This is a genomic window from Streptomyces sp. IBSBF 2435, assembly GCF_036815005.1.
In the GTDB taxonomy this organism is placed as follows: domain Bacteria; phylum Actinomycetota; class Actinomycetes; order Streptomycetales; family Streptomycetaceae; genus Actinacidiphila.
In genome coordinates, this window is record NZ_JAJSYW010000080.1 from 16,693 (window position 1) to 28,934 (window position 12,242).

The following is a 12,242-nucleotide window of genomic DNA, read 5'->3' on the forward strand; positions in this document are numbered from 1 at the left end:
TTTCGTACGGGCCGCGCACCGGGACCTGGGGGCGGCCGCCGCTCTACCCTCGCCGGAGACCGTGACTACCACCGCCTCGCACCCCCACCACCTGTCCCCCGCCTTCCCCGGCCGTGCGCCCTGGGGAACGGCGAACAAGCTGCGGGCCTGGCAGCAGGGGGCCATCGACGCCTATGTCGCGCGCCAGCCGCGGGACTTCCTGGCGGTGGCGACCCCCGGCGCGGGCAAGACGACCTTCGCGCTGTCGCTCGCGTCGTACCTGCTGCACAACCACATGGTCCAGCAGATCACCGTGGTGGCGCCGACCGAGCACCTCAAGACGCAGTGGGCGGACGCGGCGGCGCGGATAGGGATCAAGCTCGACCCGCAGTACAGCGCGGGTCCCGTGGGCCGCGAATACCACGGCGTCGCGGTGACGTACGCGGGCGTCGGGGTGCGGCCGATGCTGCACCGCAACCGGTGCGAGCAGCGCAAGACGCTGGTGATCCTGGACGAGATCCACCACGCGGGCGACAGCAAGTCCTGGGGCGAGGCGTGCCTTGAGGCCTTCGACCCGGCGGCCAGGCGGCTCGCGCTGACCGGTACGCCGTTCAGGTCGGACACCAACCCGATCCCGTTCGTGGCGTACGAGGAGGGCAACGACGGCATCCGGCGCAGCTCGGCCGACTACACCTACGGCTACGGCAACGCGCTCGCCGACGGTGTCGTCCGCCCGGTGATCTTCCTGTCCTACAGCGGCAACATGCGCTGGCGCACCAAGGCGGGCGACGAGATCGCCGCCCGGCTGGGCGAGCCGATGACCAAGGACGCGACCGGGCAGGCCTGGCGGACCGCGCTCGCGCCGACCGGCGACTGGATCCCCAATGTGCTCAAGTCCGCCGACCAGCGGCTGACCGAGGTCCGCAAGGGCATCCCGGACGCGGGCGGCCTGGTCATCGCCACCGACCAGGACTCGGCCCGCGCGTACGCCAAGCTGCTCAGGGAGCTGACCGGGCACAAGCCGACCGTGGTGCTGTCCGACGACACGGGCGCCTCCAAGCGCATCGAGGAGTTCAGCGCCTCGCAGGACCGCTGGATGGTCGCGGTGCGGATGGTGTCCGAGGGCGTGGACGTGCCGCGGCTGGCGGTCGGGGTCTACGCCACGACGATCTCGACGCCGCTGTTCTTCGCGCAGGCGGTGGGCCGTTTCGTACGGTCGCGGCGGCGCGGCGAGACCGCGTCGGTGTTCGTACCGACCATCCCGATGCTGCTGGACTTCGCCAATGAGATGGAGGTCGAGCGCGACCATGTGCTCGACAAGCCGAAGAAGGCCGGCGAGGAGGACCCGTTCGCCGAGGAGGACAAGCTCCTCGCGGACGCCGAGAAGGCCGAGGACGAGGACACCGGGGACGACCAACTGCCCTTCGAGGCGCTGGAGTCCGACGCGGTCTTCGACCGGGTCCTCTACGACGGCGCCGAATTCGGCATGCAGGCGCACCCCGGCAGCGAGGAGGAGCAGGACTACCTCGGCATCCCCGGGCTGCTGGAGCCCGACCAGGTGCAGATACTGCTCCAGCGGCGGCAGGCCCGGCAGATCGCGCACAGCCGCAAGAAGCCGGACGACGAGGCCGACCTGCTGGAGCTTCCGGCCGATCGGCGCCCGGTCGTCTCGCACCGGCAGCTGCTGGAACTGCGAAAGCAGTTGAACACCCTGGTCGCCGCGTACAACCATCAGAGCGGCAAGCCGCACGGCGTGATCCACACCGAGCTGCGCCGGACCTGCGGGGGGCCGCCGAGCGCCGAGGCGACCGCCGGACAGCTCGGCGAACGGATCAAGAAGGTACAGGAATGGGCCACCCGAATGCGGTGATTTCCGCCCTGTTACAGGGATATGAAAAGCGACGAGGTGTCATCGGAGTGCCCGGATTGTGGACGACCTCTTCCGCTGAGCGGTACAACCTCGCTACCGTGCCGATCACGCACGCGCCGTGGCAGAGCCGCCGCGGAGCGCAGCCGGTAAGCCGACAACCGGCGGCCTCTCCGCGCACTGCCGCGGGACCGGTGGTGCGTCGTCTTTGTGACAAGCGCCGCCGATTCTATGAGGAGGGGGCGTCGTGACCGCGGAGACGTCTCAGACACTGGACCGGGGCCTGCGGGTCCTGAAGCTGCTCGCCGACACCGATCACGGCCTGACCGTGACCGAGTTGGCGGCCAAACTCGGGGTGAACCGGACGGTGGTCTACCGGCTGCTCGCCACCCTCGAACAGCACTCGCTGGTCCGCCGCGACCTCGGCGGGCGCGCCAGAGTCGGGCTCGGAGTGCTCGGACTGGCCCACCAGGTCCACCCGTTGCTGCGGGAGGCGGCGCTGCCCGCGCTGCGCTCGCTCGCCGAGGACATCGGGGCGACCGCCCATCTCACCCTGGTCGACGGCAGCGAGGCGCTGGCCGTCGCCGTGGTCGAGCCGACCTGGACCGACTACCACGTCGCCTACCGCACCGGCTTCCGCCACCCGCTGGACCGGGGCGCGGCGGGCCGGGCGATCCTGGCCGGCCGCGGCATGCAGCCGACGCCCGACGGGAGCCGCTGGGAGCGCTTCGCGGACGCCCATGAGAGCCAGGACGACCGTGAGGGGCACGAGGGCCGTGACGGCGGCCAGGACCCGGCGGACGACGACGGCAGCGCCATGGTGCGGATCGGCACCGCCCCGGTCGCCACCAGCCTGGCCACCGACCAGGTCCGCTACGTCCTGACGCACGGCGAGCTGGAGGCCGGCGCGAGCGGCGCCGCCGCCCCGCTGCTCGGGGTGCCGGGGGTGGAGGGCAGCGTCGGTGTGGTGATGCTCTCCGAGGCCGTACCCGAGCGGGTCGGGCCGCGGGTGGTGGAGGCGGCGACCGAGGTGTCGGACGCACTGCGCTGACCCGGTGGGGGAACGGGCGGGTTCGGGGCCGGCGCGGCGGTGAAATAAGGTCGGGCGCATGCCTAAGCTCTCCCGCCGGTCCCTGACCCTCGCCGCGTGCGCGGCGGTCGTGGCCGCACTGCTGGCCGTGGCCGCCTTCGCGCCGCTGCCGGTGTCCATCGTCCAGCCGGGGCTGACCGCGAACGTCCTGGGCGCCAACGGGGGCACCCAGGTCATCACGGTCAGCGGGGCTCCGGTGCGCACCACCAGCGGGCAGCTGCGGCTGGTCACCATCGCGGCGACCTCGCCGGACGCCTCGGTGCACTTCATCGACGTGGCCAGGGCCTGGTTCCGCACCAGCCAGGCCGCGATGCCGCGCGACTCGGTCTATCCCAGCGGCGGCTCGGTCAAGGCGATCGAGAAGGCCAACCTCAAGGAGATGACCGACTCCCAGCAGGCGGCCACCGCCGCCGCGCTCAGCCACCTGGGCCTGTCGCCGTCGAAGGTCAGGGTCGAGCTGCGGCTCGCCGACGTCGGCGGCCCCAGCGCAGGGCTGCTGTTCACCCTCGGCATCATCGACAAGATCAACGGCAACGGGCACGGCGGCGACCTCACCGGCGGCCGGGTCATCGCCGGCACCGGCACCATCGACGCGGCGGGCAAGGTCGGCGCGGTCGGCGGCGTACCGCTCAAGGAGCAGGCCGCCCGCAGGGACGGCGCCACCGTCTTCCTGGTGCCGCGCGCCGAGTGCGCCGACGCCACCGCGGAGCTGCCCGCGGGACTGCGGCTCATCCCGGTCGACACGCTGGACGGCGCCCTGACGGCGCTGGCCGCGCTCGACGCGGGCAGGAAGACCCCGGCCTGCTGACAGCCGCTCTCAGGCGGGCCTGGGCGCCGCGACGGGGGCCGCGGCGGCGGCCTCCTGCCCGGGCGGCGTGTCCCAGTGCCGGAAGGCGGGCAGCACCAGCGGGCTCAGGGTGGTCAGCAGATACACCGCGCTGACCGTCGCCATACCGGTCCGCAGACCCGCGTACTGCACGAGGAAGCCGCCGAGCAGGCCGCCCAGCGGCACCGCTGTCAGCACGCCCGAGGTGACCGCGCCGAAGACCCGGCTGCGCAGCCGCTCGGGAACCAGCCGGACCATCTCGGTGCCGATGATCGGGTTCAGCACGCCCGCGAACAGCCCACTCACCGCGCAGGCCACCACCAGCGGGGTCAGCCCCGGCAGGAAGGCGGCGACCGCGGACTTGGGGAAGCCGCAGGCCAGGAAGGCGCCGATGAACAGGCCGCGCTGGGAGACCCGGTGCCCGAAGGCGCCGTAGAGCAGCGAGCCGGTCAGCGCGGCGCCCGCGAAGACGCCCGAGACCACGCCGATGGCCGTCGCGCCGCCCAGGTGCTCCCTGGCGTCGACCGGCAGCAGCACCGCCGACCACGCCTGGTCCAGCGCGTTGGTCACCATCACCATCACCACGACGGCGAACAGCAGCCGGGCGCCCACCAGGTACGCGTACCCCTCGCGCAGCTCGGCGAGATAGCCGTGCCCCGCCTTCTTCCCCGCCGCCTTCCCTGTCGCCTTCTCCGGCGCCTTCCGCAGGCCGCGCCCGGGGGCGGGCTCGCCGCGTACGCCCAGGCCGATCAGCAGCGCGGAGGCGGCGAAGGTGGCCGCGTCCACCAGCAGCGCGTCGGCGGCGCCGGTCACCGAGATGAGCAGGCCGGCCAGCGGCGCGCCGAGCATCCGCGCACCGCGGGAGGCACCCTCGTACGCGCTGGAGGCCCGCGCCACGGTGGTGCCCGCGCGGGCCGCGAGCCGCGGCATCAGCACCTCGCGCGCGGTCTCGCCCGGCGCGTGGAAGAGCCCGTTGACGGCGACCAGGGCCAGCAGCCACCCGTACGACAGGCCGCCGGCCATGTGCAGCGCCGGGATCGCGCCGATCGCCACCGCGCACACCGCGTCGGACACCACGCTGCTGACCGCCAGGCCGAGCCGGTCGATCAGCGGGCCGCCGAGCAGCGCGGCCAGCACCACCGGCAGCGTCGAGGCGAAGGCGGTGAGGCCGGCCCTGGCCGGGCTGCCGGTGCTCTGCAGCACGAACCAGGGCACGGCGACGAGCGTGAGCATGTTGCCGGTGACGGATATGACGTTGGCGGTGAGCAGGACGGCCAGCGGGCGGCGGTCGCGGGCGCTGTCGGACATGGGATTCCCCCCGTGGGATTCGTCGCGGGCGCGCGGTCAGTCGGCGCGGCGCGGGAAGGCGTGCAGGTGGATGCGGACCCGGGCGGCGGACGCGGTGGGGTCCGGCAGGCGGTCGCGGTAGGACTCGATCAGCTCGTGCACCCGGCGGCCCATCTCCTCGGCCAGCTCAGGGGTCAGCCGGATGGTGAAGTCGCTGACGTCCCAGGCGTTCTGCCACTCCTGCGGCCACTCGTGCATGGTGCCGAGCCAGGTCGTCAGCTGCTCGGAGTGCGCCGCCGCGTGCTCGTAGAGGAAGGCGTTGAGCGCGCCGCGCACCTCGGGGTCGGGGTGGCGGATGAACTCCTCCATGCTGTCCACCCGGCTGCCCCGGTGCACCGACTTCCACCAGCGCTCGCGGCCCGTGCCGCGGTCCGGGTCGTCGGTGACGAAGCCGTACGCGGCGAGCTGCCGCAGGTGGTAGCTGGTGGCGCCGCTGGACTCGCCGAACCGGGCGGCCAGGCCCGACGCGGTGGCCGGGCCGTCCTCGCGCAGGGCGGCCAGCAGCCGCATCCGCAGCGGGTGCGCGAGGCCGCGCAGGGTGCGCGGATCGAGCGGCGGTACGTCGGCGGGGCGCGCGTCGGCCGGCGGTACGTCTGGGGGCGGCGGTTCGTCGGCCGCGGGGGTGTCGTCGGGCACGCTCGCAGGCTAAGCAATGCAAAGGTTGCTTTGCAACAGTTTTTGCAAAGCAACCTTTGCATCCGGGGCGCGCGGTCCGGCCGGAGGCCCGGGCGGCCCGGGGCGTGTCGTCCGCATCATCGGGCTGACCGGATGAGGTGTCTGCGAGCTGGAGTCCGGCGAGGTGGAGGGTCGCGGTCCTGGCGCAACGCCCCAGAGCTTCCGCCCGGGCGGGCGCGGCCGTGCCCCCGTCGGCCCCGCCCGGAACCGGGGGTCGGGTTCGAGACAATGCGTCCATACCGGTTGTCGCTGCGACCGGCGATGCCAAAAGATGGTGCGCGGGACGAAACCCGGGGACAGGGGTTCGACCCCGGCATTCTCCGAATGCGGTCACGCGAACGGTTCCACGAACGAATCAGCAGACGACGAGGGGTGGATCATGCGCCGTTGGAAGACGTTCAGTGCGATCACGGGTCTGGCGCTGGGGATGGGGGGCATCGCGGCGGTGGCCGCGCCGGCGGCGTCGGCGGCGTCCGTGCGGCCGGCGACCGTCTACTGCTTCACGAGCCAGGGGACGAACTGGGGGTCGGCCAGCTGCCAGACCTCGTCGTCCGGCAGCAACGGCTGGCAGCTCGTGGTGCACTGCACGAACCAGTCCAACCCGGCCATCACGACCACGGTCACGGGCCAGTGGCACTCCGGCGCCGGCACCGACACCCTCTACTGCCCGACGGGCTACTACGCGGCCTACGAGCAGATCAACAACCTCAACTAGGGCCTTTCGCTCGGATCATCCGATCCGGTCCGAAGGTGCCGCTGACCGATGCGCAGGGGGCGCGGATCGGGCCGGTGCTGCCGGACCGCCAGCGTGCGGTGGCCGGCCTGGATCGCGTCTTCGGGCGCGGATCGGGCCGGTGCTGCCGGACCGGACGCCCGGCCGACAAGGCGTACTCCTTCCGCGCCGTCCGCGGTCACCCGCTCGGACGCGGTGTCCGGGCGGTCCCGCTCAGACGTCCCGGGCGGCCTGCTCCACCAGGGGGATGATCCGCAGCGGGACCGGATTCTCCATCACGATCGCGGTCGCCGCGCGCACGATGCCGTCGAAGCCGACCACCTTGTCGATCACCCGCTGCAGATCAGCGTTCGACCGGGCCACCAGCCGGCACAGCATGTCGCCCTCGCCGGTCGTGGTGTGCAGCTCCAGCACCTCGGGCACCGACGCCAGATGGGCGCGGATGGCCGCGCCCTGCCCCTGCGTGATCTCCAGCGTCGCGAACGCCGTCACCGGATAGCCCAGTGCCGCCGGATCCACCTGCGGGCCGAAGCCCCGGATCACCCCGTGCGACCGCAGCCGGTCCAGCCGGGCCTGCACGGTGCCGCGTGCCACCCCCAGCCGCCGCGAGGCTTCCAGTACGCCTATTCGCGGCTCCAGGTCCAGCAGGGTGATCAGCCGCCCGTCCAGCGCGTCGATGCCCATTGCCGCCCGCCCTTCCCCTGGCCGTGCATGCTGCACAGATTGACCCGTTGATCGTGCGCCCGGGTGTACAGCATGTCCAGTGAAAACCGGAACTGTTGCGCACCCTGAGCGGCGGCGGGACGCTTTTGCCATGACTGAGACCAAGGACGCCAAGGACGCCTTCCCGGTGAAGGGCATGGACGCGGTGGTCTTCGCGGTGGGCAACGCGAAGCAGGCCGCGCACTACTACTCGACCGCGTTCGGAATGCGCAGGGTGGCGTACTCGGGACCGGAGAACGGCAGCCGCGAGACCGCCTCCTACGTCCTGGAGTCGGGCGGCGCGCGCTTCGTCCTCACGTCCGTCATCAAGCCGGCCACCGACCGCGGGCGCTTCCTCGCCGACCACGTGGCCGCCCACGGCGACGGTGTCGTCGACCTCGCCATCGAGGTCCCCGACGCCCGCGCCGCCTACGCCTACGCCGTCGCCCACGGCGCGCGCGGCCTCGCCGAGCCGTACGAGCTCAAGGACGAGCACGGCACCGTGGTGCTCGCCGAGATCGCCACCTACGGCGAGACCCGGCACACCCTGGTCGACCGCACCGGCTACGACGGCCCCTACCTGCCCGGCTACGACGCGGTCCAGCCGGTCGTGGAACCGCCCGCCCGGCGGTACTTCCAGGCCATCGACCACTGCGTCGGCAACGTCGAACTCGGCCGTATGAACGAGTGGGTGGGCTTCTACAACCAGGTCATGGGCTTCACCAACATGAAGGAGTTCGTCGGCGACGACATCGCCACGGAATACTCCGCCCTCATGTCGAAGGTCGTGGCCGACGGCACCCTCAAGGTCAAATTCCCGCTCAACGAGCCGGCGGCGGGCAAGAAGAAGTCCCAGATCGACGAGTACCTGGAATTCTACGGAGGGCCGGGGGTCCAGCACATCGCGCTGGCCACGAACGACATCGTCGCCTCGGTGCGGGAGATGCGGGCGGCGGGCGTCGAGTTCCTGGACACCCCCGACTCGTACTACGACACGCTCGGGGAGTGGGTCGGCGACACGAGGGTGCCGCTGGAGCTGCTCCGCGAGCTGAAGATCCTGGCGGACCGGGATGAGGACGGGTATCTGCTGCAGATCTTCACCAAGCCGGTGCAGGACCGGCCGACGGTCTTCTTCGAGATGATCGAGCGCCACGGGTCGATGGGCTTCGGCAAGGGCAATTTCAAGGCGCTCTTCGAGGCGATCGAGCGCGAGCAGGCCCGCCGCGGCAACCTCTGACCCCCGGCCGCGGGGCTCGTGCGGCTCCCCTTGCGGCAGGGGCGCCCATCCCGGGGGCGCGGGGAACGGCGCGCTCAGCCGGCCACCGGCCGGGGGTCCGGGGCGGACCGAGGAGACCCTTCGGGCCCGGAGCCGACCCGCGCCCCCGGTGGGGGCTGGCCGCGCAGTTCCCCGCGCCCCTTGGAGGGCGCCCTCTCCCGCGGCGGAAGCGCCGAGCCCCCGTGCCCGGGAGGGGGCCGCCCTACGCGGTGGGACCGCGGAAGCGCCGTACCCGGTGGGGCACCCCCTTCGGCGGACCGCGGAACCCCGGGCCCGGGAGGGGCGGGGGGATTCCCCCCCGGGGCGCCTGCTGCGAGGCTGACCGCATGGACGACGTGATCAAAGAGCTGACGGCGGGCCTGCCCGCCACCTCCGTACTGACCGACCCGGAGGTCACCGCCTCCTACGCCCACGACATGGCGAGCTTCTCCGCCGCGGGCACGCCCCTGGCCGTGGTGCTGCCGCGAACCGTCGAAGAGGTCCAGCACGTCATGCGCACGGCGACCGCCGCCAACGTGCCGGTGGTGCCGCAGGGCGCGCGGACCGGGCTGTCCGGCGGGGCCAACGCCGTCGACGGCTGCATCGTGCTGTCGCTGCGCAAGATGGACCGGATCGTCGAGATCGACCCGGTCGACCGGATCGCGGTGGTCGAACCCGGCGTCGTCAACGCGGTGTTGTCCAGGGCGGTCGCCGAGCACGGCCTGTACTACCCGCCGGACCCGTCGAGCTGGGAGCAGTGCACCATCGGCGGCAACATCGGCACCGGCGCGGGCGGCCTGTGCTGCGTCAAGTACGGCGTCACCGCCGAGTACGTCCTCGGCCTCGACGTCGTCCTCGCGGACGGCCGGCTGCTGAGCACCGGGCGGCGTACGGCCAAGGGGGTCGCGGGCTACGACCTGACCCGGCTGTTCGTGGGCTCCGAGGGCACCCTCGGCGTCGTGGTGAAGGCGGTCGTCGCCCTCAGACCGGCGCCGCCGCAACAGCTCGCGCTGGCCGCCGAGTTCCCCTCCTCCGCCGCCGCGTCCGCCGCGGTCTGCGCGATCATGGAGGGCGGCCACGTGCCGTCGCTGCTGGAGCTGATGGACGCCACCACCGTCCGCGCGGTCAACGCGATGACGAACATGGGGCTCCCGGAGTCCACCGAGGCGCTGCTGCTCGCCGCCTTCGACACCCACGACCCGGCGGCCGACCTGGCCGCGCTCGGCGCGCTGTGCACGGCCGCCGGGGCCACCGAGGTGGTGCCGGCCGAGGACGCTGCGGAGTCGGAACTGCTGCTCCAGGCGCGGCGGTTGTCGCTCACCGCGCTGGAGAAGCTGTCCACGGCCACGATGATCGACGACGTGTGCGTACCGCGCGCCCGGCTCGGCGAGATGCTGGACGGGGTCGCGGCGATCGCCGCGAAGTACGCCCTCGTGATCGGCGTGTGCGCGCACGCCGGGGACGGCAACACCCACCCCGTGGTCTGCTTCGACGCGCACGATCCCGACGAGTCCCGGCGGGCCAGGGAGTCCTTCGACGAGATCATGGCCCTCGGCCTGGCGCTGGGCGGCACCATCACCGGCGAGCACGGGGTGGGCCTGCTGAAGAAGGACTGGCTGGCCCGCGAACTCGGCCCCCTCAGCCTGGAGTTGCAGCGCGGCATCAAGGCCGTCTTCGACCCGCTCGGGCTGCTGAACCCGGGCAAGGTTCTCTGACGGCGCTCACGCACCCGGGTCGGGGCTGTCGTCCGTGCGGTTCTGCCGGGGGGTCTCTCCGGGCCGGCAGGGGCCGGAGGAGGGCTTGCCGAGCCACAGCTCGTCACCGGCGGCTGGGGCCAGCAGCCGGCTCAAACCGTCGTCCATGCTCAGCTGTTCGTGCTCGGTGCCCGGCGGCACCACCCGCAGTGTGCGCTCCAGCCAGGCCGCGACCGGCGAGGACGGCGCTTCGAGCAGTGCCTCGCCGTCCGGCGAACTGAGCGCCAGGCACAGCACACTGCGGCCGTTGACCTTCGTCGGCCAGATCCGCACATCGCCGTGCCCGCACGGCCTGAACACCCCCTCGACGATCAGCTCGCGTGCGAACGTCCAGTGCACGGGCGCGTCGGAGCCCACATGGAAGGTGACGTGCACGGCGAACGGGTCGTCCGTGCGGTAGACCAGCCTGGCCGGTACGGAGATGCTGCGCTCGGGTGACAGCACCAACTGCATCTCAAGCTCGCGTTCCACCACGGTCTGCATCGAGTCGACGTCCTTTCCTTGGCGCGGCGGCCCCTCTTGGCGGGTTTCGCGATCGGGGCCAGCACCTGGAGAGAGCGCGTGCCTCTCCCACCATTACGCGGCTTCACGGGATTAGGTTCAACTTTCCTGAACAGGGGGCGCGCGGCGGCGTATGCGGGTAATGACGTGTCGTAGAGGGTGGTGTACGGCGGCGCGCTCCCGCAGGGTCCACAGGTCTGGTATGTCTGGACGCTGCACACCCCGGCCGAGCAGATACGGAACCTGTGAACCATGAGCGCACCTCCTTCTGGCTCCTCCGGTTCTTCGTCGTCCGGCTCCCCGGCGCCGGGCTACTACCCGGACCCGTCCATTCCGAACTACATCCGGTACTGGAACGGCTCCTCCTGGGTGCCGGGTACGAGCCGGCCCGCGCCGGCGGGGGCGCACCCCGGGGTCGCGCAGCCCGCGATGGACGAGTCGGGCCCGATGTTCCTGGACGCCGATCCCACGGCTCCCGCCGCCGTGCAGGGCACCCCGGAAGCGCCCGAGCCCTCGCTTTCGCCTGAGCCGCCGCCGGCGCCCGCGTCCGCGTGGCCCGTACAGGCCGCGCCCGGCAGCGGGCTGCCACCGATCTCGTGGGGGGCGGCGGCCCAGCACCCGCAGTCGCGGCCGCCGGTGCAGGCCGGGCACCGGCCGCCGGCGGCCACGCCGGTGCCGGCGTCCCCCGAGCCGCCCGCCTGGAGCCGGCCGGCGCCGCGCTCGGGGGGCGTGCCCGCGCAGACGCCCGCGCCCTGGGCCGAGCAGGTGCACGAGCTGGCCCAGGAGGGCGTGATCCCCTGGCGTCCGGTCGCCGCCGACCCCTTCGGCAGCGCGAGCGCGCTGGAGCGGCCCGCCGGGCTGACCCGGCGGTTCGCCGCGCGGGTGGTGGACACGGTGCTCTTCGCCGCGGTCACCGGGGCGGCGGCGCTGCCGCTGGGCTCGGCGGCGTACCACCACGCGAAGGACAAGGTGGACGCGGCCAAGCTCACCGGGAAGACGGTCAGGGTGTGGCTGCTCGACGCCACGACCGGCGCGGAGCTGGCCGCGGTGCTCCTGGCCGCGCTGCTCGCCGGGGTCCTGCTGGAAGTGCTGCCCACCGCCAAGTGGGGGCGCACGCTCGGCAAGAAGCTGGTCGGGCTCAAGGTGCTCGACATCGAGGCCCAGCAGCCGCCCGCCTTCGGCGCGAGTCTGCGGCGCTGGCTGGTCCGTACGCTGCTCAATCTCTTCGCCGTCGGCGTGGTCGGTGTCGCCTGGTGCGTGTTCGACCGCCCGTGGCGCCAGGGCTGGCACGACAAGGCCGCGCACACGTTCGTCTCCGCGTCCTGACCTTCCGCCCGTACCGGGGCGCGGGTCGCCACCGGCCCGGAGGGGCTGTCGCCGTCGCATCCGGACCGCCGGCCCGCGGCGGGTCGCTCGCGCAGTTCCCCGCGCCCCTGTAGCGCACCCCTTCCGTAGGGGACCCCGGCCCCGCACCGGCCGGCGGGAGGGGGCGGGTCGCCCGGATGGGTAGCGG

11 protein-coding genes are annotated in these 12,242 nt (G+C 72.9%); 7 read left to right on the forward strand and 4 right to left on the reverse strand.

Annotated features, from left to right (window positions below; translation table 11 throughout):
* Window positions 1-61 precede the first annotated feature (61 nt).
* From V7E46_RS17570 to V7E46_RS17580, 3 genes are all read left to right on the forward strand, one after another.
* Window positions 62-1,849 carry a DEAD/DEAH box helicase gene (locus tag V7E46_RS17570; RefSeq protein ID WP_333769272.1) on the forward strand — a complete coding sequence of 596 codons (1,788 nt, stop codon included), beginning with the start codon at window positions 62-64 and terminating at the stop codon, window positions 1,847-1,849.
* A gap of 244 nt (window positions 1,850-2,093) precedes the next feature.
* A complete protein-coding gene (locus V7E46_RS17575) occupies window positions 2,094-2,897 on the forward strand; it encodes an IclR family transcriptional regulator (RefSeq protein WP_333769273.1) in 804 nt (267 codons plus the stop codon).
* A 58-nt stretch (window positions 2,898-2,955) separates the two neighbouring features.
* Entirely contained in the window at window positions 2,956-3,744 is a 789-nt protein-coding gene (locus tag V7E46_RS17580; RefSeq protein WP_333769274.1) for a S16 family serine protease, read from the forward strand.
* A 9-nt stretch (window positions 3,745-3,753) separates the two neighbouring features.
* On the opposite strand, the gene V7E46_RS17585 is transcribed toward V7E46_RS17580, so the two are convergent.
* Window positions 3,754-5,070 (reverse strand): MFS transporter, encoded by a 1,317-nt coding sequence (locus V7E46_RS17585; protein WP_333769275.1) that lies wholly within the window; start codon window positions 5,068-5,070, stop codon window positions 3,754-3,756.
* Between the two features lie 36 nt (window positions 5,071-5,106).
* Window positions 5,107-5,745 (reverse strand): ArsR/SmtB family transcription factor, encoded by a 639-nt coding sequence (locus V7E46_RS17590; protein ID WP_333769276.1) that lies wholly within the window; start codon window positions 5,743-5,745, stop codon window positions 5,107-5,109.
* 418 nt (window positions 5,746-6,163) lie between these two features.
* Between V7E46_RS17590 and V7E46_RS17595 the strand changes: the two genes are divergently transcribed.
* Window positions 6,164-6,499: a hypothetical protein gene (locus V7E46_RS17595; protein ID WP_333769277.1), complete on the forward strand. Its 336-nt coding sequence runs from the start codon at window positions 6,164-6,166 to the stop codon at window positions 6,497-6,499.
* Window positions 6,500-6,730: 231 nt separating this feature from the next.
* On the opposite strand, the gene V7E46_RS17600 is transcribed toward V7E46_RS17595, so the two are convergent.
* Window positions 6,731-7,201 carry an Lrp/AsnC family transcriptional regulator gene (locus V7E46_RS17600; RefSeq protein ID WP_329178640.1) on the reverse strand — a complete coding sequence of 157 codons (471 nt, stop codon included), beginning with the start codon at window positions 7,199-7,201 and terminating at the stop codon, window positions 6,731-6,733.
* Window positions 7,202-7,331: 130 nt separating this feature from the next.
* Between V7E46_RS17600 and hppD the strand changes: the two genes are divergently transcribed.
* Both hppD and V7E46_RS17610 read left to right on the forward strand, forming a co-directional pair.
* Complete coding sequence (hppD, locus tag V7E46_RS17605; protein ID WP_333769278.1) at window positions 7,332-8,456, forward strand: 4-hydroxyphenylpyruvate dioxygenase; 1,125 nt, start codon at window positions 7,332-7,334, stop codon at window positions 8,454-8,456.
* 365 nt (window positions 8,457-8,821) lie between these two features.
* Window positions 8,822-10,189 (forward strand): FAD-binding oxidoreductase, encoded by a 1,368-nt coding sequence (locus V7E46_RS17610; RefSeq protein ID WP_333769279.1) that lies wholly within the window; start codon window positions 8,822-8,824, stop codon window positions 10,187-10,189.
* Window positions 10,190-10,195: 6 nt separating this feature from the next.
* Here the strand turns inward: V7E46_RS17610 and V7E46_RS17615 are convergent, their stop codons facing one another.
* A complete protein-coding gene (locus V7E46_RS17615; RefSeq protein ID WP_329178646.1) occupies window positions 10,196-10,711 on the reverse strand; it encodes an SsgA family sporulation/cell division regulator in 516 nt (171 codons plus the stop codon).
* 270 nt (window positions 10,712-10,981) lie between these two features.
* Between V7E46_RS17615 and V7E46_RS17620 the strand changes: the two genes are divergently transcribed.
* Window positions 10,982-12,055: an RDD family protein gene (locus tag V7E46_RS17620; RefSeq protein ID WP_333769280.1), complete on the forward strand. Its 1,074-nt coding sequence runs from the start codon at window positions 10,982-10,984 to the stop codon at window positions 12,053-12,055.
* The last annotated feature ends 187 nt before the right edge of the window (window positions 12,056-12,242 follow it).